The 20,220-nt window shown below is 71.7% G+C and carries 17 protein-coding genes; 7 read left to right on the top strand and 10 right to left on the bottom strand.

Annotated elements, in window-relative coordinates; all coding sequences use genetic code 11:
* Positions 1-24: 24 nt before the first annotated feature.
* From E1266_RS12180 to E1266_RS12170, 3 genes are all read right to left on the bottom strand, one after another.
* The gene (locus E1266_RS12180; RefSeq protein WP_229808410.1) at positions 25-684 is read right to left on the bottom strand and encodes an ABC transporter ATP-binding protein; all 660 of its coding nucleotides are present in this window, start codon (positions 682-684) and stop codon (positions 25-27) included.
* An 86-nt stretch (positions 685-770) separates the two neighbouring features.
* Positions 771-1,901, bottom strand: coding sequence for an ABC transporter permease (locus E1266_RS12175; protein ID WP_132046445.1), 1,131 nt, complete (start codon positions 1,899-1,901; stop codon positions 771-773).
* A 180-nt stretch (positions 1,902-2,081) separates the two neighbouring features.
* The gene (locus E1266_RS12170; RefSeq protein WP_132046444.1) at positions 2,082-3,281 is read right to left on the bottom strand and encodes a glycoside hydrolase family 6 protein; all 1,200 of its coding nucleotides are present in this window, start codon (positions 3,279-3,281) and stop codon (positions 2,082-2,084) included.
* A gap of 231 nt (positions 3,282-3,512) precedes the next feature.
* Between E1266_RS12170 and E1266_RS12165 the strand changes: the two genes are divergently transcribed.
* The gene (locus tag E1266_RS12165; protein WP_132046443.1) at positions 3,513-4,238 is read left to right on the top strand and encodes a hypothetical protein; all 726 of its coding nucleotides are present in this window, start codon (positions 3,513-3,515) and stop codon (positions 4,236-4,238) included.
* Positions 4,239-4,417: 179 nt separating this feature from the next.
* Here E1266_RS12165 and E1266_RS12160 read toward each other — a convergent pair whose 3' ends face one another.
* The 7 genes from E1266_RS12160 to E1266_RS12130 all read right to left on the bottom strand — a co-directional run bounded on the left by E1266_RS12160 (position 4,418) and on the right by E1266_RS12130 (position 13,008).
* The gene (locus E1266_RS12160) at positions 4,418-5,332 is read right to left on the bottom strand and encodes an LLM class flavin-dependent oxidoreductase (protein ID WP_132046442.1); all 915 of its coding nucleotides are present in this window, start codon (positions 5,330-5,332) and stop codon (positions 4,418-4,420) included.
* Positions 5,329-7,185, bottom strand: coding sequence for an FAD-binding oxidoreductase (locus E1266_RS12155; protein ID WP_132046441.1), 1,857 nt, complete (start codon positions 7,183-7,185; stop codon positions 5,329-5,331). Before E1266_RS12155 ends, E1266_RS12160 begins: the two co-directional genes overlap by 4 nt.
* Positions 7,186-7,349: 164 nt before the next feature.
* Positions 7,350-7,892, bottom strand: coding sequence for a MarR family transcriptional regulator (locus E1266_RS12150; protein ID WP_132046440.1), 543 nt, complete (start codon positions 7,890-7,892; stop codon positions 7,350-7,352).
* Between the two features lie 45 nt (positions 7,893-7,937).
* A complete protein-coding gene (locus tag E1266_RS12145; protein WP_132046439.1) occupies positions 7,938-10,088 on the bottom strand; it encodes a SpoIIE family protein phosphatase in 2,151 nt (716 codons plus the stop codon).
* A gap of 237 nt (positions 10,089-10,325) precedes the next feature.
* A complete protein-coding gene (locus E1266_RS12140) occupies positions 10,326-10,979 on the bottom strand; it encodes a GntR family transcriptional regulator (protein ID WP_132046438.1) in 654 nt (217 codons plus the stop codon).
* A 343-nt stretch (positions 10,980-11,322) separates the two neighbouring features.
* Positions 11,323-11,892: a hypothetical protein gene (locus E1266_RS12135; protein ID WP_132046437.1), complete on the bottom strand. Its 570-nt coding sequence runs from the start codon at positions 11,890-11,892 to the stop codon at positions 11,323-11,325.
* Positions 11,893-11,919: 27 nt separating this feature from the next.
* Positions 11,920-13,008 (bottom strand): hypothetical protein, encoded by a 1,089-nt coding sequence (locus E1266_RS12130; protein WP_132046436.1) that lies wholly within the window; start codon positions 13,006-13,008, stop codon positions 11,920-11,922.
* A gap of 159 nt (positions 13,009-13,167) precedes the next feature.
* Between E1266_RS12130 and E1266_RS12125 the strand changes: the two genes are divergently transcribed.
* From E1266_RS12125 to E1266_RS12100, 6 genes are all read left to right on the top strand, one after another.
* Entirely contained in the window at positions 13,168-14,730 is a 1,563-nt protein-coding gene (locus tag E1266_RS12125) for an ABC transporter substrate-binding protein (protein ID WP_165966044.1), read from the top strand.
* 61 nt (positions 14,731-14,791) lie between these two features.
* Positions 14,792-15,739 carry an ABC transporter permease gene (locus tag E1266_RS12120; RefSeq protein WP_132046434.1) on the top strand — a complete coding sequence of 316 codons (948 nt, stop codon included), beginning with the start codon at positions 14,792-14,794 and terminating at the stop codon, positions 15,737-15,739.
* Positions 15,736-16,641 (top strand): ABC transporter permease, encoded by a 906-nt coding sequence (locus E1266_RS12115; protein WP_132046433.1) that lies wholly within the window; start codon positions 15,736-15,738, stop codon positions 16,639-16,641. Before E1266_RS12120 ends, E1266_RS12115 begins: the two co-directional genes overlap by 4 nt.
* Positions 16,641-17,738, top strand: a complete 1,098-nt coding sequence (locus E1266_RS12110; RefSeq protein WP_207945585.1) for an ABC transporter ATP-binding protein — start codon at positions 16,641-16,643, stop codon at positions 17,736-17,738. Before E1266_RS12115 ends, E1266_RS12110 begins: the two co-directional genes overlap by 1 nt.
* Positions 17,735-18,763, top strand: coding sequence for an ABC transporter ATP-binding protein (locus E1266_RS12105; RefSeq protein ID WP_132046432.1), 1,029 nt, complete (start codon positions 17,735-17,737; stop codon positions 18,761-18,763). The genes E1266_RS12110 and E1266_RS12105 overlap by 4 nt, the downstream gene beginning before the upstream one ends.
* Before the next feature lie 103 nt (positions 18,764-18,866).
* Positions 18,867-20,168 (top strand): CoA transferase, encoded by a 1,302-nt coding sequence (locus E1266_RS12100; protein WP_132046431.1) that lies wholly within the window; start codon positions 18,867-18,869, stop codon positions 20,166-20,168.
* The last annotated feature ends 52 nt before the right edge of the window (positions 20,169-20,220 follow it).

Here is a 20,220-nt window from a genome sequence, read left to right as displayed (position 1 = left end):
CCCACCGACCGCCCGGCCGGGACGTCAGGTGAGTGCGGTCAGGCGCCCGTCGACCATCTCGTACACCGTGTCACAGTGTTCGAGGACGTCGTGGTCATGGGTCACCATGACGGCCGCCACGCCGTGCTGCCCCGCCTCGCGGGCGAGCAGGCGGACGATCTCGTGGCTGCGCGCCCGGTCCAGGGCGGCGGTGGGCTCGTCGACGAGCAGCACGCTCGGCTCGGTCACCAGCGCCCGGGCGATGCCGACCCGCTGCCGCTCCCCGCCGGACAGCCGGTGCGGGTGCCGGCCGGCCTTGTCCGCCATGCCCACGTCCGCCAGCAGCTTCATGGGGTCGCGGCCGGAGCGGGCGCGGCGGGGCCGGAACCGCAGCGGCAGCCGGAGCTGGTCGAGGGCGGTGAGCGCGGGGATCAGGTTGCCGGACTGGAACACGAACCCGATGTGCTCGCGCCGCAGCTTCGCCCTGGCCCGCGCGCCGACCGCCGTGATGTCGATCCCGGCGACCGTGACCGTGCCCCGGTCCGGAGTGGCGAGTCCGCCCGCGACCGCGAGCAGGCTCGACTTGCCCGCGCCGGACGGGCCGACGATGGCGGCCAGCTCTCCGGGACGCACCGCGAGATCGACGTCGTCGAGGGCCTGCACGGTCTCGGACCCGTCGCCGTGCTGGAGGCAGACGCCGGTCATCACCAAGCCCTCGTGATCGGGGGTGCGGCGATCGGGTGTGCTCGTGTCGCCTTCCCGCGGCCCGGGGGCCGCTGCGGCCTGGCTGGTCATCGGTTCCCTCCGAGGGCGGTGGCCGGGTCGATGGACGCGATGCGGGCGACGGCGGCACCGGCGCCGACGAGCCCGAGCAGGACGATGCCGGCCGCGGCGGCCGTGACGCTCGGCGCGCTGAGGGCGAAAGGCACGCCGCCGCCTGTGATGAGCGAGCCGAGCCCGACGCCGATTCCCGCGCCGACTGCTACAGCGGCCACGAGGAGCAGGAACGCCTGGGTGAGCGCGTCGCGCAGCAGCCAGCTCCTGGACGCGCCCATGGCGCGCAGCACGGCGACCTCATGCCTGCGCTGGATCGCCCACACGGCGAAGAACGCCCCGACGACCAGGGCGGAGATGGCGTACAGGAATCCCTGGATGAGCTGCAGCGTGGACGTCTCGGCGGTGTAACCCGGCGAGGCGCCGTAGGACTCCTCCAAGGTGAGGCTCTCGGTGCCGGCGGCGGTGTCCCCGGCGGCGAGGTCGACCGAGGCGCCGGGCTCCGCCCGCACCGCCACGGCCGTGATGTCCCGGGTGGCCTGCTCGGGTACCGGGCCGCCCTGCCGCACCCCGGCCTTGATCAGCTGCCAGGCGGGGAGCGGCACGTAGGCCACGTCGACATGGCCGAACGTGTCCTGCCCCCCGGTGGCGCCGATGACGCGGAGTTTCGTCCCGAGGCGGTCGACGGTGATCGTGTCGCCGATGCGCAGGCCCGCGTCGAGCGCCGTGCCGGCGACGACGATGCCGTCCGGGCCGTCCAGCCGCGAGCCCTCGCTCACCTCGGGGGAGAGGAACGAGTCCGGCGCGACGCCGAACAGCGCGAGGTCGATGTCCACGCCCCGGTCGCTCTTGGCGTTGATGAGCGCGTTGCCGTAGGGGGCGGCCTCCGCCACGCCCGGCCGGCTCCGCCACGCGTCCACGGCGGACACGTCCACCACGCTGCGGGAGAAGGCGGCGTCGTGCTGGACGCCCCGCTCGAACGCGAACGAGGTGACCGGCAGGTTCTGCAGCCCGGACACGCCGTCCCTGACCAGCCCCACCGACAGCCCGGACAGCATGACCATGAGGACCGCGATCAACGCTACGACGGCCCCCATCAGGCCGAACCGGACCTTGGCGAACCGCAGCTCGCGGAGTGCGAGGAACATCAGCCCCACATCCGCATTTTTATCGACATCACGTCGCCAACATATCAACACGGTGTCGGCAAGATTCCCCAGGGCCCGGCATGGGCGCCGGGTGCCCGAGACGAGACGTGACCCCGTGCTCTGATCCGGCAGAGGATCAGAGCACGGGGTCACGTCCGCGTGCGTTGCGTCCGCGCTAGGTCAGCGGAGCGGAGGCACGGCTCGCTGGGAGAGGCCCAGGGCGTACTCGGGCCACCAGGCGCCGGCCGCCGGATCCACCACACCGTATTCGGGATCCTCCGGACCGGCGGTGCCGCGGGTGCACTGGCCGTCGGATTCCCCGGGGCGCTTGATCCACAGGAAGGCGTCGACGAGGGGCTCACCGGTGCGCGTCGAGGGCCGCTCGCCAAGACCCCGGCCCGGCGGGTTGCACCAGACCTGGGGGTCGGAGTACTTGTCCGCGGGAGGCGTCCACGGCCCCTGGCCGTTGCGGCTGGTGTCCAGGACGAAGTGCGGGAGCTTGCGCTCGTGGTCCCGGACGGTGGCCAGGTCGTCGTCGGAGCAGCTCGCCGCGCCCGTCTTCTGGCGGAAGCGCAGGCACTCGGACAGCCGGGTGCCGTACGCGACCAGCTCGTCGGTGCTGCGGTAGTTGGAGACGTTCAGCGCGAAGCCGTCCGCCTTGGCGATGCCGCCCTTGAGCAGGCGGCTGGCCATGCCGAGCTGGTCGCTCGGTACGCCGTACCCCGCGTCGTAGTCGTTGAGCGGCTGCCAGTCCGAGTGCCCGGAGTCCACGTAGACGCCGGTGCGCGGCAGCCGCTGCAGGGTCCGGATCGCGTAGTTGATCTCCCGGAAGCGCTGGTCGACCAGGGCCATGTCCTCGGGCGTGCCGGTGGAGCCGCCGCCGCCCTCGTTGCACCACGGCTCACTGGACAGCAGCGCCAGCCCGTCGGGCTCGACGATCACCACGGCCCGCCCGCCGCCGATCCCCTTGGCGAAGGCGTCGATCCACGCCCGGTACGCGGCCTCGCTCGGCGCGCCGCCGGCCGAGTACTGCGAGCAGTCCCGGCCAGGCACGTAGTACGCCACCAGCACCGGGACGGCGCGCTGCCTGGCGGCCTTGACCATCGTCTGCCGCACTCCCGCCCTGACCTCCGCGGGGGTGCCGCCGGTGAACCAGACCGCCTGCGACACCTTGGACAGGGCCCGCATGTGCGCCGCGTCGTCCTCGCGCCCCGCGTCCGCCCAGATCTCGGCCTGCCGCCCGGCGTTGGTGTCGGGTTCGACGTAGAACCTGGCCTTGCCGGCCAGCGGATCGTCATGCCCTAATGCCTGCGCGGGCGGCGCGAGGACCGCGACCATGCTCGCCGCGGCGACGGCGAGGATCCCGATGCGTCGTCTCATCCGGTACTCCCAGGTTCTCGGGGTGGGCGCGGGAGCTGTGGGAGCGCTCCCATGCAGGGAGTCTGATCACCCGCCGAATATCCGTCAAGACCCAACATCCCAGCGCGGCGGCCTGACCGCAGTCGGGCGGCAGTCAAAGCGCATTGGGCCGCAGCGGGACGGAAGTCCGTCCGCATCGCCCCCCGGGACCCTCGGTGTCACCACCAGCAAGACCGACATAGGGGGTCGGAAATGTCCGAGCGAAGGATGGTCCGAGCGGCCATCGGCGTGCCATTGGCCGTCGCACTCACCTTGACCGCGGCCTGCCTGCCCGAAGACGCCGCCAACCCGGACGGGTCCGCGGCGTCCCCCTCCGCAGCCAACGGCATCGACAAGCTGAAGCCGACCGACGCCTTCAAGCGCGCCACCGACGCCACGCTGTCGGCCCGCTCGGTGCGGGTCCGCGCCAAGGTCAAGGACGCGGAGGCCGGCACCATCCACCTCGACTTCACCTACGCCGGCCGCGACCGGGCCAAGGGCACCATGCGGATCGGCGACCAGAGGGTGGAGATGATCAGGATCGGCAAGGAGGAGTACCAGAAGGGCAACAAGGCGTTTCTCAAGGAGACCGGCGGGAACCAGGCGGTGTCGGCCTTCAGCGGCATGTGGATGAAGACCACGCAGAAGGGCGGCAGCGGCTTCGGCGCCCTCTCAGGGCTCGGTGACCTCGAGGGCCTCCTGAAGGAGATGGAGGAGGGCGGCCTCGAGGGCTGGACCACCGGCAAGCCGGGCAACACGGCCGGCACGCCCTCGGTGCCCCTGAACGGCGCCGGGGAGCAGATCCACCTCGCCGCGGAGGGGCCGCCGTACGTCCTCCGCATGAGCGACGGCAGCGACTACTTCGACTTCCTCTCCTACGACAAGCCGGTGACCATCAAGCGCCCCCCGGCCCGCCTCGTCGTCGATACGAGCGGTTGACCCCCTCCGCCCGCGAGGCGAGGAGATCCATCCGGGAAGCGCCGGGTTCCATCCGGTAGGGGAGAGGGAGCGGGCCGCCGGGACCACCGATCCCGGCGGCCCGTGCTTTCGCGGCCACGCGCGCCACCACCGCCTCGGAACGTTCTCCGGGCGGATTCGGCGCTTTCGGCAGGACCCGGTCAGTGCTGCCGCACCCGCCGTCGTGCCTGCGCGACGTTCTCGCGCACGGCAGGGGCGATCTCGGCACCGAACCGGGTGATGAGTCCGGGATCGTCGCCGCCGATGATGAACGCGCTGATGCCGTGGTCGAGGGCGAGGGCGGTGAGGCGGTCGATCCACATCTCGGGCGGACCGTCGAGGAAGCCCTGGCCGGCCGGGCCGAGGCCCGTGCGCATGAAGTTCATCATGCGCCGCACGGACGACGGTTCGCGTCCGGCCCGGACCGCGGCCTCGTCGATGCGGGCGTTGCCGTCGGCGATTCCGCGCAGTCCGTCCTCGATGTACTCGAGGCTCGGCAGCCATCCGTCCGCGACGGCGCCGGTGAGGTCGAGCATCCGGGGCTTGTAGGCCCCGACCCAGATCGGGATCGGGTGGTACGGGCGCGGCCCGCGGGCACCGTCCGCGACGCGGTAGAACCGCCCCTCATGGCGGAGCGGCTCGGACCGGTCCGTGTCCCAGCCGTCGCGGATGATGCCGATGGCCTCCCGCAGGGCGGAGATGCTCTGCCCGGCGCCGAGTCTCCGGCCGCCCATCGCCTCGACGCCGTCCCAGCTCGCGCCGGCGCCGATCCCGAGGCGGAACCGGCCCTCCGAGAGGCGGTCGACGGTGGCCGCCGCGCGGGCGAGGCCGAGCGGCGGGCGCAGGGGCAGGCTGGTCACGTTCCCGCTCAGCGCGATCCGCCGGGTCTTGGCCGCCGCGTAGGTCAGCAGGGTGGAGGTGTCGTGGAATCCGGGATGGTACGGGTGGTCCTGGAAGGTGACCAGGTCCAGGCCCGCGCGTTCGGAGGCGACCGCCAGGTCGACCGCGTGCCGCGCGGGGCGGCGGACGGGACTGGGAAAGCTGCCGAACAGGAGATCGTGGCCGTAGTCGTTCATGCGGCGTCCTCGGTGAGCGAAGCGGCGTCCGTGCCTGCGGCGATCGGGGCCGGGGGGATGTTGAAGTTGTCGCGGAAGAGGTTGTCCGGGTCGTAGCGGGCCTTCAGCCGGCGGAGCCGCTCCAGGACGTCCGGAGGGAACGCGTCGTTGAGCCGTTCGGGACGCCGGTCTGTCTCGAAGCTGAGGTACAGCCCGTCGAAGTGCGGCCGCAGCCGGTCCCACTCGGCGGTGAGGAGGTCGTCGCTGGAGCTCATCGCGGTGGCCTGGAACCGCGGCGACCGGTGCGAGAACGCCGTCTCGTCCGGCGAGACGTCGCTGATCGCCCCGCCCATCGCGCGCAGCTCGAAGAAGTAGACGAGACCGGTGCCGAGCAGCTCTGCCGCGTCGCGGGCGAACCCGCGGGTCAGCTCGGGGACGAACGCCGACCGGGACACCGGCTGCCCGAAGCCCCGCTGCCCTTCGGGCCCGACGTCTGCCGCGTTCCCCATGACGCCCGAGTAGGGGGTCAGCACGGCCTGCTGGCGTACCGGCCGTCCGAGGTCGAGGAAGGGCGTCAGCCGGTCGACGACGACGTCCGGGTCGGGGTCGTCGACCACGGCGTACAGCGACACGATCCACACTCCGTCGCGCTGCCGGCCGGTGACGAAGAACACCGTCGTATCGCGCGGGGCCTCGCCGGCCAGCTGTCCGTACCGGTGGAGGGACTGCTCGATGTCGGTGGACACCAGCGTCAGCTGCGCCCATCCGACCTGGCCGACCACGGATGTCTCGAACTCGAAGGCGGTCGCGATGCCGAAGTTCGCCCCCGCGCCCCGTACCGCCCAGAACAGGTCGGGGTTCTCGGTGCCGGAGGCGCGTACGGGGGTGCCGTCGGCGAGGACGAGCTCCACCGCGCGCAGGCGGTCGATCGTCAGGCCGTGCTTGCGCGAGAGCAGGCCGATGCCGCCGGCGGTCGCGAGGCCGCCGACGCCGACGCCCCCGTAGTCCCCGGAGCCGATCGCCCAGCCGTACGGGTCGAGGGACTCGGCCACGCGCTTCCAGGTGCGGCCCGGCCCGACGCGCACCAGCCGGCGGTCTTCGTCCAGGACCTCCAGCCCGTCCATGGAGCCGACGCTGATAACCAGGCCGCCGCGGTTGGTGGACCGGCCGCTGATGCCGTGCCCGGCGCTGCGGATTCCCAGCGGCACGTGCGGGTGATCGCGGGCGAACGCGACCGCGTCGGCCACCTCGCTCACCGTCCCCGGACGCAGGACCAGGCCCGGGGCGCCGCCGCGCAGGTACGTCGACGCGACACCGGCGTGTTCCGGGTCGCCGGGCTCGACCGCCCGGTCGGCCAGGCTCGCCGGCACCGCGTCGTAGTCGATCCCCGGGACGCGCTGCGCGAGTACCAGCGCGGAACGCCGCCGGTGCCCTGCCGGCGCGGCCGGCCCGGGTGCCGCGGCCGGCGGCGCGATCCGCGCGATGTCCTCCGCGTCGCGGACGGGTGCGACGAGAATGCTCGTTCCGGACGCGGCGCGGATCGCCTCAACGTCCGCGTCCACGAGTGTCCACCGTGCGCCCGGCGGGAGTGTGCGGTCCGGCGCGAGAGCCGCCAGGGTGGCGGCCGCCTTCTCCACGACCGCGGGCACCGCGGAATCGGCGTCGAACGGATCGTAGGGCTCACTCCGCGGTGCCACGCCGACCCGGATGCGCTCGGTCACCCCGGTGATCCATGTCGCCACCGCCCAGGCGTCCGCGTGCCTGCGCCCGGTGACCACGGCGATGCCTATCCCGTGGTCCTCCGCCGCGCGGGCGAGGGCCACCAGTTCCTCGGCGCCGGTTCTGTCCGCGTCGAGCTGTACGCCGATCTCCATACCGCACCCCCATATTGATATGTCCCACAACTAGTATGTTCCTCATACTATTCCGGGTGTACGGAGGACTGTGGGATCGCACGAAAGGTGGGGCGTGAAGGGCACCGGGCAGACGGGAAGCCCGCCGCAGGATGCGGGGTAGGCGGAGCCGGCCGAGGCCGGGGCTAACGCTTGGCGGTCCCCGGTTCCGGGTCCACGAGGGCGTCCAGCACCGCGATGCAGGGATCGATCGAGGGGTGGGCATTGTGGATCGAGACGGCGAGTTGCGCGGCATGCTCGACGAACGCCTGCCTCGCCCGGGCGGGCATGCCGGCGAACACGGCGTCCTCGGCCGCTCGGACCCTCGCCTCCAACTCCGCCAGCGTCCGCTCACCGTGCGGCGTGAGGACGATCCGGCGGACGCGCCGGTCCTTCGGGTCCGTCCTGCGCTCCACCAATCCGGCGTCCTGGAGCGCGTCGATCACGTACGGCATCACGGTCTTGTCGATCTGCAGGTGCTTGGCCAGCCCGCTCTGCGTGGGCGGACTGTTGTGCCCGACGACCGAGAGGATCTGATAGCCGCGCGTCCCGTGCGGCACACCCTCGACCGCCCGCTCCACCTCCTCGTGCCAGCCGCGCAGGATCACCCCGAGGTACCAGCCGAGGTTCGACCCCGGGACGCCCGCGGTCGGAGCGCTCCTGTCGGTGTCCGCATCTCGACCATCCATACGTCGATGGTACGCAGCCGACTTGTGCCCCAAATGGTTTGCGCGTCAACCGAACCGGATCAGGAGGAGGGCGGCGTCGTCGTAGCGCTGCTCGGAGGTGGGGGCGTTCTTCTGGAGGGAGTCGGCGACCTCGTCCATGGTCCCGTCCCGGGCCTCGGCGAGTTGGCGGGCGAGTTCGGCCGTGGTCTCGTCGATGTCGATGCCGGGGATCTCGACCATCCCGTCGGTGTAGAGGGCCAGGACGGCGCCGGGGGTGAGGGGGATCTCGGTGGTGGGGTAGTCGGCGTCGGGGTCGATGCCCAGCAGCAGGCCGGCCGGCAGGGCGACCGGTTCGGTGCGGCCGTCGGGATGGCGGAGCAGGGGCGGCGGGTGGCCGGCGGTGGCGAGCTGAGTACGCCGCCGGGTCAGGTCGAGCCGGACGATCAGGCAGCTGACGAACAGCCCGGGGTCCAGGTCGATCAGGAGGCGGTTGGTCCCGGCGAGGATGTCGCCCGGCGGTGTGCCGATGGTGGCGTGGGCGTGGACGGCGGTGCGGACCTGGCCCATGAGCGCGGCGGCGGTCGTGTGGTGCCCCTGGACGTCGCCGATCGCGGCGATGGCGGTCGTCGGGTCGATGCGGAAGAGGTCGTAGAAGTCGCCGCCGATGTCCATGCCGCGGTTGGCGGGCCGGTAGCGGGCGGCCAGGTCGAGGCCGGAGATGTCGGGCAGCGCGTGGGGGAGCAGCCCGGATTGCAGCGCGCGCGCCAGCTGGTGCTTGGCGTCGTAGAGACGGGCGCGGTCCAGCGCCTGGGCGATCAGTCCGGCCAGCGACAGCAGGACGGCGCGCTCTTCTCGTGGGAAGTGGTGGGCGTCCTCGTAGTTGAGGACGAGGGTGCCGATGATGTTGCCGGAGGCGATCAGGGGCAGGAAGGCGCGGGCGTCCATGCCCTCCGCGTGGACCGCCTGGGGGTAGGCCTGTTTCAGGTCGGCGAAGCTGGCGAAGAACTGGGGTCTGCTGGACGCCAGCGTCCGCGCGGCCGGTATGCCGGAGGTCAGGGGCGTACCGTCCAGGTAGTCCGCGAGCCCGGAGACGGACTCCGTGCGGCCGACGACGCGCAGCCTGCCCTCTTGCGCCGTCATCAGCACCATCCCCTTGGGGCCGAAGGCGGGCACGACATGGTCGGCGACGAGGCCGACGACATCGTCGAGCCTCGCGGCTTCGGTGAGGGCGGCGGCCAGGTGCGTCATCTTGTAGATCGTCCCCACCCCGGCCCCCTCCGCGGTGCCGTGCGGCAGCGGGTCCGGGCGGGGGGTCCGGCCGGCGGGCTCCTCGGCGCGGGCGGGCATGATCTGGACGCTGATCCCGGATGTGTCGGGGTGGAGGTGGATCTTCAGGGCGGTGTCCGGTGGCCGCACGGTGGTGAAGGAGGCGGGCCGGCGGCCGATCACGGCGGCTCTGTAGTAGGCCTCGAAGAGAGCGTCGTCGCGGAGCCACGACAGCGCCTCCCACGGCCGGGCGCCCTTCAGCTCGTCGACCTCGATGCCGAGCAGGTCGGCCGCGGCGGCATTGGCGAAGACGACCCGGCCGTCCAGATCGAGGGAGCAGCAGCCCGTGGGCAGGCGCTCGGCGAACCAGGCCGCCGCCTGCGCCTCCTCCTGCGCCGTCGGGCGCCTGCGGCTCGGGGGAGGGGGCGGCAGGACGTGCGGTTCCTGCGGGCACCGCAGCCGCGTCCCGTCAGGGGCGTCCCGGTGGGCGAGCAGGCCCGCCCACCGGCAGAAGTCGTTGATCGCCTCGCGCTCGTCGGCACTGAGCCCCTCCGGATGCGAGACCGGCCACAGCAGCGCCAGGCTGCCCACCAGCTCGGTGCCGTCGGCGATCGGTACCGCGGCGAGCATGAAGTCGTAGGGCACCGTGAGCCCCAGCCGCGGGTAGCAGCGTGCGATCTCCTCCTGCCCGCTCAGCCACACCAGCCGCTCGTTGCGGACGGCGTCGGGGACCGGGTGCGGGGCGTCCGGGGAGATCCGCTCCCACGGCGCGACGATCTGCCGGGTGGCTCCGCACAGCACCGCCAGCTTCAGCGCCGGCTCCTCCTCGGGCAGGAGGTACACCCCTCCGACCGAAGCGCCGACCTCCGACATCAGCTGCACCATGGCGGCCCCGAGCCGCTCGAGACCGGCGCCGGGGACGGCGGCCGAAGGCACGCGCCGCGACCGCATGATCGTTCATCTCCATCCGCACGACGGGCTCTCGCCAATGATCATCCGTGCGCAGAACGCCCAGACACCCCCGACATACCCGTCCCTACCTGGACATATGTATCCGCCGCAGGCGGTCCCGCCCGGCGCCGACGCCCCGAGCGTGGGCACGTGGACGACGGGCTCGATCGGCAGGAATTCGCGCAGTTCGCCGCGCCCCCGTTCCGGTCGTGCGGGTGAGGGGAGGACGGGACCGCCCTATTTCGTTTCCTCCGCGCTTTCCGGCCGGTCCACGACGGCGCGCCGGCCGGCGGCTATGTGCTCCCGCATTAGCCGCGCGGCGCGCGCGCCGTCCCGCGCGACCAGTGCCGCGGTGATCTCCTGGTGTTCGGCGACAGAACGTTCCAGCTGCCCGGGAACCCGCCAGATCGTGCTCCAGGCGAACTGATTCCACAGCCGGATGATGAACGGTTCGACGAACTTCGTCCGGCCGGATCTGTAGATCGCGAAATGCCACTTCCGGTTCGCCGCCGAGGCGCGCGTCGGATCACCCGACTGCGCCGCCTCGACCATCTCCTGCTGGGCCGCCTCGATCTCCTTGAGATCGGCATCGGTCAGGTTCTCGGCCGCGATCTCCGTGGCCATGCTCTCCAGGAACGACCGCAGCGTATAGAGTTCCTTGGCGTCCTCGGTCGTGAGCTCCATCGCGGAGATCGACCGGTGCTCGTTGTAGAGCACCAGACCCTCGGCCTCGAGAATGCGCAACGCCTCGCGCACGGGTGTGATGCTCATGCCCAGCTCGGAGGCGATGCGGCGGACGTCGAACCGCTCACCGGCCTGGACCTTGCCGTCAATGATCATCTCGCGCATGGCGTCGACGGCGAGCGATGTCTTCGATCGGTACTCAACCATCTGGGAGCCGCTTCTTCACATGTCCTGGTGGGCGTATACCGGGCGCATTATCGCCGGAGAGCCGAGAAGGCCGCCGGGCGGCGCCTGCCGGGAAAGGAGCCGTCCCCTTCCAGTGCGGGAGTGCGACCAGGAGATGTGAGCGCCATCATGGTGCTGCCTCTCTTTGCCCGGCAATGGTGCCGCCCAGGTGAGCCTGAAAGATGGAACGGGTTGCCCGTCAGGTGCAGAAGTCGACGCGACGGATAATGAAGTATAGGCGATGGACACGGTGCCGTACGCCGGATTCGTGGCAGGGTGTCACGCATCGGCATGGGCCCGGTCGAGCACCCTGGAAAGTTGTACATCAACCGGCTCGTCCCGCCGGCGGTTCGGGCGGGACGGCCGATCCGGCGAACTCGGCCGTGACCACGGCGGCGACCCGGTCCGCATAGGCGGCCAGTTCCTCCTCCGAGCGGGACGCCACGGGATGCGGCAGCACGGTCGTGCCCACGTCGGCCAGGCCGAGCCGCACGGCGAACCGGGCGACCAGTGACTGGAACGGCTCGGTGATCACGGCGATCGCGGGGACTCCGAGGCGCTCGAACTGGATGGCGTCGTTCGCGCTGCAGGCCGAACAGGCCCCGCAGTCGCCGAGGGCGGCGATCATCAGGCCGGCGCCCTCGGCCAGCCGGGCGGACTCCTCGCCGGTCAGCGGCTTGGCCGCGCTCGGCTTGCTGTGCATGACCACGTCGGAGAAGCCCAGCCGCGTGCGCAGGTCCGTCGCGACCAGATCGAGCAGGACCCGCGCGCTGGGCTTGCCGTTGTCGACCAGGACCAGCCGGTCCCGCGGTCCCGGAGCGCGCCGGGGGGCCCGGCTGACCAGGTCGGCGGGCGGATCGGCGGGCTCGGGGATGACGATGTCGAGGACTGCCACAGGGTTCTCCTTGAGGAACTCGTTCGCTCAGAAATCGACCGTGCACACGTCGTCCCCGCAGTCGGGAAGGGGCTCGTGCGGGACTCGCACGCGACGCGACACCGCCGCGGTGGTGACCGAGGTCGCCCATGAGGGCAGGTAGGCGGACCAGCCCGCTCCGGCACCGCCGGCGGTCACCAGGTAGACGTCCTGTGCCGTCTTCACGACCGGAAGCAGGCCGTCGGACCCGGCGGTCATGTCGTGCGCGCTGCCGACCGGGATCCGGATGCCGGCGTCCAGCAGTGCCTTCGGGGCCACCCTGCCCGCGACCGCCAGGTGCTCCTGGACGTCGCGGGGAGTCAGTCCCGCGTCCGCCAGCACCGCCGCGTGCTCGGGCCCGAGGACGAACAGCCCCTGACCGCCCTTGCCGGCGATGAAGGTGGTCGGCGCGGCCATGGCCGAGGCCAGCGTCGCGAGGATCCCGCCGGCGTCGCCGTTGAGGTGGTTGGCCACCTGGTGCGGCCCCTCCGTCGCCATCACGGTGACCGTGGTGTCGGCGAGTTCGTAGCCGAGCCGCACGCGCAGCGGTTCCCAGCCCTCGGGGGGAGGGCCCTCGGCGAAGCACAGCGAGTACCGGCCGGGGTTGCCCAGCGATGAGCCGTCCATCCCGCCCGGACGGGCGTCGAAGGCGTTGCGGGCGACCAGGCGCAGCGTGCGCCCGATGGTGGCGTTCGCGCGGAAGCCGGGCCCCAGCGCGTTGTGCCCGCCGTGCACGCCCACCCGGTCTGCGAGCGGACCGCTGACGATGATGGTCAGCGCCGCCCCGCCGGTGCTGGTCAGCGCGGCGTTGAGGTTGAACGCGGGATCGAGCACCGCCGCCATCGCGGCCTGCACGATCGGGAAGTACTCCGGGCGGGCGCCGGCCATGACCGCGTTGGCGGCGAGCATCTCGGCGGTGAGCACCGCCGCCCGGCCGGGCACCGCCCCCAGGACGTCGTCCGGGAGCAGATCGGACTCGGCGAGCATCGCGCGGACGCGCTCCGGTGTGGGTGCCACGACCGGGAGGCCGTCGCTCCATCCGCGCTCGGTGAAAACGTCCTGAAGCTCGGCCTCATCGACCCGCATCGTCTGTGCCATCGAGGCACCTCCTTCGGATGCATCCTGCATCTAAGCCCCCCATCTGGTCAAATGCCGTACTGAGGGCGACGATGTGACGTAGTTGACACCCGATGATGCCTAATGCAGGATGCATCCAATCTCAACCTTCGAGGAGTCGGGATGTCTCTCAGGTCACGTGTGGTGCCCCCCCTTGCCGCGGTCGTGACCGCGGCGTCGCTCGCGGCGTGCGGCGGCGGCGGAGGAGGGGACACGGCGAACAAGGCGGAGGTCCCGATCTCCGCGACCGCCGCCCCCGGGGAGCTCGACACGAGCGCCACGCTCACCTTCGCCGATCCGTTCCAGAACGACACGATCGACCCGGCGAAGAACGATTCCGGATTCCCCACCCGGCAGCTCAACCTCGTCTACGACCGCCTGATCGGCATCGCTCCGAGCGGCGAGCTGACGCCCCAGCTGGCCACGAAGTGGGAGTTCACGAACCCGACCACCCTCCGGCTCACCCTGCGCTCCGGCGTGAAGTTCCAGGACGGCGCGCCCTTCGACGCCGCCGCGGTCGTGCAGAACCTCGACCGCTCACGCGAGCTTCCCGACGCCGGCGCGGCGGTGTCGACCCCCGCCGAGGCCATCAAGGACGTGCAGGCGTCCGGTGACGACGTCGTGGAGATCACCCTCAAGAAGCCGCGGTACTCGATCCTGTACGACCTCGCGCAGAACCTCGGCATGATGATCAGCCCCGGTTCGCTGTCCGGGTCGCTGGACCGCACCGCGGTCGGCGCGGGCATGTACAAGCTGGTCGAGTTCAAGCCGGGCGTCTCGGCCACGTACGAGCGGTGGGACGGCTACTGGGACCCGGACGCGGTCAAGCTCGCCGGCTTCGCCATCAAGTCCATTCCGGACGCCCAGACCCGGATCAACGCCCTGCAGTCGGGCCAGGTGACGATGTCGCTGATCGACGAGAGCCAGGTGCGGGACGCGAAGAGCGCCGGCCTGCGGGTCTCCGAGGAGGCGACCGTCAGCGCGTGGACGATGTTCCTCAACCTGACCCGCGGCGAGCTGAAGAACGAGCAGGTGCGGCAGGCGATCAGCCACGCGATCGACCGCAAGGCCCTCGTCGAGACCCTGGGGCACGGCCACGGTGAGCCCGCGGTGCAGCTGTTCCCGTCGTCGTACGAGGCGTACTCCCAGGACTGGCCGGCGGCGAAGTACCCGTTCGACGTCGCGAAGGCCAAGGAACTGCTCGCCGCGGCGGGGCACCCCGACGGCGTCGAGTTCTCGGCGCTCATCCTGAACCGCCCGCTGGACAAGCAGCTCGGCCAGGCACTGCAGCGGATGGTCGAGCCGGCCGGCATCAAGCTGTCCCTGAAGGTGGTCGAGCCGGCCCGGTACTCGATGTTCACCGACGGCGAGGTCGACATGTTCCTCGGCCGCTGGGGCGGGCGCGCGGACCCCGCGGACACGCTGAAGTCGAACGCGGCCAAGGGCGGGTTCATCAACCCGGGCGGCGGCACGGCGCCGGACTTCCAGGCGCTGATGGACAAGATCGACAACACCCCGACCGGTGACGCCCGGGTCAAGCTCGTCCAGGAGGCGAGCGCCATCTTCGCCCAGCGGCAGCTCGACATCCCGGTCTTCGCGCGGCGGTCGATCTTCGCCGACAAGGGGTGCGTGGTGGGCTTCACGCCCTACATGGTCGGCGCCGACGAGTACCGGGGCGTCGGCGTCCGGAAGAACTGCGACTAGCCGCGGTCCCGATTTTCAGCGCCCGATGATGAGGCCGACCATGACAAAGGGACGATGACCGATGCTGAGACTGCTGGCCAGGCGCCTCCTGATGAGCGTGCCGATTCTGGTCATCGTCACACTCGTCGTCTTCTTCCTGCTGGAGATCGCCCCCGGCGACCCCGCGCGGCGCGCGGCGGGCGGGGAGATGGCCTCGGCGGCCGACGTCGCCGAGGCCCGCCGGCGGCTGGGACTCGACGAACCCCTGTGGACGCGGTACTGGCACTTCATCGAGGGGCTGTTCACCGGCGACCTCGGCCAGTCGATCTTCAGCGGCCAGCCGGTGCTCGCCGCGATCGCCGAGCGCGTCCCGGTGAGCCTCTCGCTGATGGCGGGGGCGCTCACCGTGGCGATGCTGATCGCCGTGCCGGCCGGGATCATCGCCGCGACGCGGCCCGGCAGCATCGCCGACCGGGTCGTGATGCTGATCTCCGCCGGCGGTGTGGCGATGCCGAACTTCCTGATCGGCCTGCTCCTCGTGCTGGTGTTCGCGCTCCAGCTGGGGATCTTCCCGGCGACCGGGTACGTGCCGTTCGAGCAGAGCCCGGCCGGATGGTTCCAGGCGCTGGTGCTGCCGTCGGTCGCCCTCGGCGTCGCGGCGGCGGCCGAGATCGCGCGGTTCCTGCGGGCGTCCATGCTCGACGTCCTGGACCAGGACTACATCCGCACGGCCAGGGCGAAGGGGATCGGCGTTCGCAGCGTCCTCGGGAAGCACGCGATGAAGAACGCCTTCGCGCCGGTGCTGACCGTGCTCGGCCTGCAGGTGCGGATCCTGATCGGCGGCACGGTCGTGATCGAGCAGATCTTCAATCTGCCGGGGCTGGGCTCCCTGACGGTCAAGGCGGTCTTCGACCGCGACTATCCGATCATCCAGGGAGTCGCCATCAGCGCCGCGCTGGTGGTGGTGGTCACGAACATCCTCGTCGACGTCGCCTACGGCTACCTCAACCCGAAGTTGCGTGCCGCATGAGCGTCAAACAGGACACATCCATCACCGCGATCCCGGCCGCGGCCGACGGCGCGGTCCCGGACGCCTCCGCCCGGATCGGGTTCGCGGGCCGGTTCCGGCGGCAGCGCGGGGCGGTCGCCGCTCTCGCGATCCTGTCGCTGATCACCGTGGCGGCGGTGCTCGCGCCGTTCTGGACCCTGCACGACCCCGCCGGGGGAAGCCTCTCGGACGCACTGTCCGGTCCGAGCGGCGGCCACTGGCTCGGGACCGACGACCTGGGCCGCGACGTGTTCACCCGCATGGTGTACGGCGCCCGGCTGTCGCTGGCCGCGGCCGTGATCGCGGTGGGGGTCGCGCTGGCGATCGGCCTGCCGTTCGGGCTGCTCGCCGGCTACGCGGGCGGCCGCGGGGACAGCGTGATCATGCGGGTGAACGACGCCCTGATGAGCTTCCCGCCGCTCATCCTCGCGATCAGCATCGTCGGCTTCCTCGGCCCCAGCCTCACCAACGCCATGATCGCCATCGGCGTCATCTACGCCCCCCGGTTCATGCGGGTGGTGCGCGGCGCGGCGATGGCCGTGCGGGAGGAGACGTACGTGGAGGCGGCGCGGATGATGGGCGTTCCGGCGCACCGCGTCATCCGCCGCCACCTGCTGCCGAACATCCTCTCGCCCCTGCTGGTGGAGATCAGCCTGTCCCTCGGGTTCGCCATCATCGCCGAGGCGTCGCTGAGCTTCATCGGCCTCGGCGTGCAGCCGCCGAGCGCCAGCCTGGGCTCCATGCTCGGCGAGGCGTTCCGCTACATGCGGGACGCACCGGTCTTCGCGATCGGCCCGGGGCTCGCAATCATGATCATCGTGCTGTCGCTCAACGTCCTCGGCGACGGCCTGCGCGACAGCCTCGGCAGAAGGGCGATGAGGTAGTGGAGAGCCTGTCGAAGCCGGCCGCGTCGGCCCCGGACCCGTTGCTCGAGATCGACCGGCTCAGCGTCGACATCCGGACCGAGCGCGGCGTGGTGCGCGTCGTGGACGAGGTGTCGTTCGCGGTCGGCCCCCGGGAGACGGTCGCGCTGGTGGGGGAGTCGGGCTCCGGGAAGAGCGTCACCTCGATGTCGGTGCTCGGGTTGCTGCCACCGCGGATCACCCGCACCCACGGCTCGGTGCGGTTCGAGGGCCGCGAGCTGCTCGGCCTGAAGCCGGGCGAACTCGACCGGGTGCGCGGCGACGACATCGCGATGATCTTCCAGGAGCCGATGACGAGCCTGAATCCGGCGTTCACCGTCGGCGAGCAGATAGCGGAGCAGGTGCGGCGCCATCGCGGCGTCTCGCGCAAGGCGGCGCGTGACCGCGCGGTGGAGGTGCTCGACCTGGTCGGCGTCCCGTCGGCGGCCGAGCGGCTGAAGGCCTACCCGCACGAGTTCTCGGGAGGGATGCGGCAGCGGGTCATGATGGCGATGGCGCTGTCGTGCGAGCCGAAGCTGGTCATCGCCGACGAGCCGACCACCGCCCTCGACGTGACCATCCAGGCCCTGGTGCTGTCCGAGCTGCGCGCGCTGCAGGACCGGTTCGGCATGTCGGTGCTGTTCATCACGCACGACCTCGGGGTCGTCGCGGAGATCGCCGACAGGGTCGTGGTGATGTACGGCGGCCACCTGGTCGAGACGGGCCGTACCGCGGAGGTCTTCGCCTCACCGCGGCATCCGTACACCGAGGCGCTGCTCCGCTCGGTGCCCCAGGGCGAAACCGCGGGCTCCCGCCTGTGGTCGATCCCGGGCACCATGCCGACCCCCGAGGCGCTGCCGCGGGGCTGCCGCTTCCACCCGCGCTGCCCCTACGCGCAGCGCGGCGTGTGCGATACGGACGAGCCGCCGCTGGAGCCCGTCGGCGACGACCGCACGTCCCGCTGCGTGCGCCGCGCGGATCTGCGGCTCACCGGGATCGGCGCGGACCCGGGCGGCATCGGCGCCCGGGAGGCGGCCCCGCTCGGCGGGCCGGCCCTGCCGGGAGGTGACCGGAAATGACCCCGATCCTCGAGGTCGAGGACCTCACGGTGCGGTTCCCCGTCGGACGGAACGTCTTCGGCCGTCCTCGCGCGATGCTCACCGCCGTCGACCGGGTCTCGCTGGCTGTGCCGCGGCACCAGACCGTCGGACTGGTCGGTGAGAGCGGTTCGGGCAAGTCGACGCTCGGCAGGGCGGTGCTGCGCCTCGCCGCCGCGGAGTCGGGCAGGGTCACCTTCGACGGGGTCGACATCACGCACCTCAGCGCACGGAGGCTGCGCCCGCTCCGCCCGCGGATGCACATGGTCTTCCAGGATCCGTACTCGTCGCTCGATCCGTCCTGGGAGGTCGAGGACCTGGTCGCCGAGCCGCTCGGCACGGCGGACCCGTCCGCGAGCCGTGCGGAGCGCCGGAAGGCGGTCGTCGAGGCGCTGGAGCACGTCGGCCTGTCCAGCGCACACCTGAACCGGTACGCGCAGCAGTTCTCCGGCGGCCAGCGGCAGCGGATCGCGATCGCGCGGGCGCTGGTGACCCGTCCGGACCTCGTGGTCTGCGACGAGGCGGTGAGCGCGCTCGACGTCTCGACCCGCAGCCAGATCATCAACCTGCTGGAGGACCTGCAGCGCGACTTCGGCCTCACCTATCTCTTCATCGCGCACGACCTGGCACTCGTGCGGCACGTCAGCGACTGGATCGCCGTGATGTACCTCGGCTCGATCGTGGAGGAGGGGCCGGCGGAGCGGGTCTACGAGGACCCGGCGCATCCCTACACCAGGTCGCTGCTGTCGGCGATCCCGCGGCTCGACCCCGCCGAGCGGTCCCGGGAGCGCATCGTGCTGACCGGTGAGATTCCGAGCCCGCTGGCGCCCCCGTCCGGCTGCCGGTTCCGGACGAGGTGCCCGCACGCGATGGAGATCTGCGCCGAGGTCGCGCCGCCGGCGGTGCCGGCACCGGGCGGCGGCTGGTCGGCCTGCCATCTGAACGGCGGGGACGGCGGGGACGGCGGCGTCGGAGTGGCCTTGGACAAGAGCGGGACGGCCTCATGACCAACATCAGCCGGTCGGCCGGCGGCGAGGCCTCGTTACCCGGCCCCGGACGTTTCCCAGCCCCAAGACGATCCGATGCAGATGCATCGTATAGGAGGCAACCTTGAAGGGCACGACCGAGGACGAGCGTCCCGGCCCCCTCGCGAACCTGCGGGTGATCGATGCCTCGACGCTGTTCGCCGGGCCGATCGCCGCCACCCTGCTCGCCGATTTCGGCGCCGACGTCATCAAGGTCGAGCACCCCAAAGGCGACGGGCAGCGCCATATGGGCTGGCAACGCGACGACACGTCCCTCATGTGGACGGTGCTCAACCGCAACAAGCGGTGCGTCACCCTCGATCTGCACGCCCCGGAAGGGCAGGACGCGTTCCGCCGGCTGGCCTCGACCGCGGACATCGTGATCGAGAACTTCCGGCCCGGCACGCTGGAGCGGTGGGGGGTCGGCTACGAGCAGCTCGCCGCCGAGAACCCCGGCCTGGTCATGGTGCGGGTCACGGCGTTCGGGCAGACCGGGCCGTGGCGCGACCGTCCCGGCTTCGGCACGATCGCCGAGGCGATGAGCGGGTTCGCGCACATCAACGGGCATCCCGACGGGCCGCCGACCCTGCCGCCGTTCGCCCTCGGCGACGCGATCACCGGCATCTTCGGCGCCTGCGCGGCGATGTTCGCGCTGCGGCACCGGGACACGACTCCCGGCGGACGCGGCCAGTCGATCGACCTCAGCATCTACGAACCGGTCTTCTGGCTGCTCGGCCCGCAGCTCTCGGTCTACGACCAGCTCGGGGAGGTGCAGGGACGCACGGGGAACCGCGCGCCGTTCACCTCGCCGCGCAACCTCTACGAGAGCGCCGACGGGCGCTGGATCGCGATCTCCGCCAGCGCGCAGTCCATCGCCGAGCGCCTCATGCGGATGATCGGCCAGGAGCAGTACGTGGACGAGCCGTGGTTCGCCGACCACGTCGGGCGGCTCGGGCACATCGACGAGCTGGACGAGGTCATCGAGAGCTGGATCGGCGCCCGCAGCTGCGACGAGGTGCTCGCCGCGTCCGAGGAGCACCAGGTCGCGGCGTTCCCGGTGTACACCGCCGCCGACATCGCCGTCGACGAGCAGTACCTCGCGCGGGAGAGCTTCACCACCGTCGCCGACGACCAGGGCGTCCCGGTGCGGTTGCAGAACGTCGTCCCGCTGCTGTCCGAGACGCCGGGGCGGCACCGCTGGCTCGGGCCGGCCATCGGCGCGCACAACCGCGAGGTCCTGGTCGACGAGCTGGGCTTCAGCGAGGCGGACCTGGAGGGATGGGCGGCGAAGGGGATCGTGGCCTCCCCGCCCGCCGCGTCCGATGACGCGCCGGAGGACACCGACGCGCCGGAGGACACCGACGCGCTGAGCGGGGCCGAGCCCTGAACCGGCGATGACGAAGACCGAAGGCACGACAACGGGTTCATACGAAGGGACT

This window comes from Actinomadura sp. 7K534, assembly GCF_004348575.1.
Taxonomy (GTDB): Bacteria; Actinomycetota; Actinomycetes; order Streptosporangiales; family Streptosporangiaceae; genus Spirillospora; species Spirillospora livida.
Note: the sequence above shows the minus strand (reverse complement) of the source record. Positions and strands in the feature narration are given on the sequence as shown.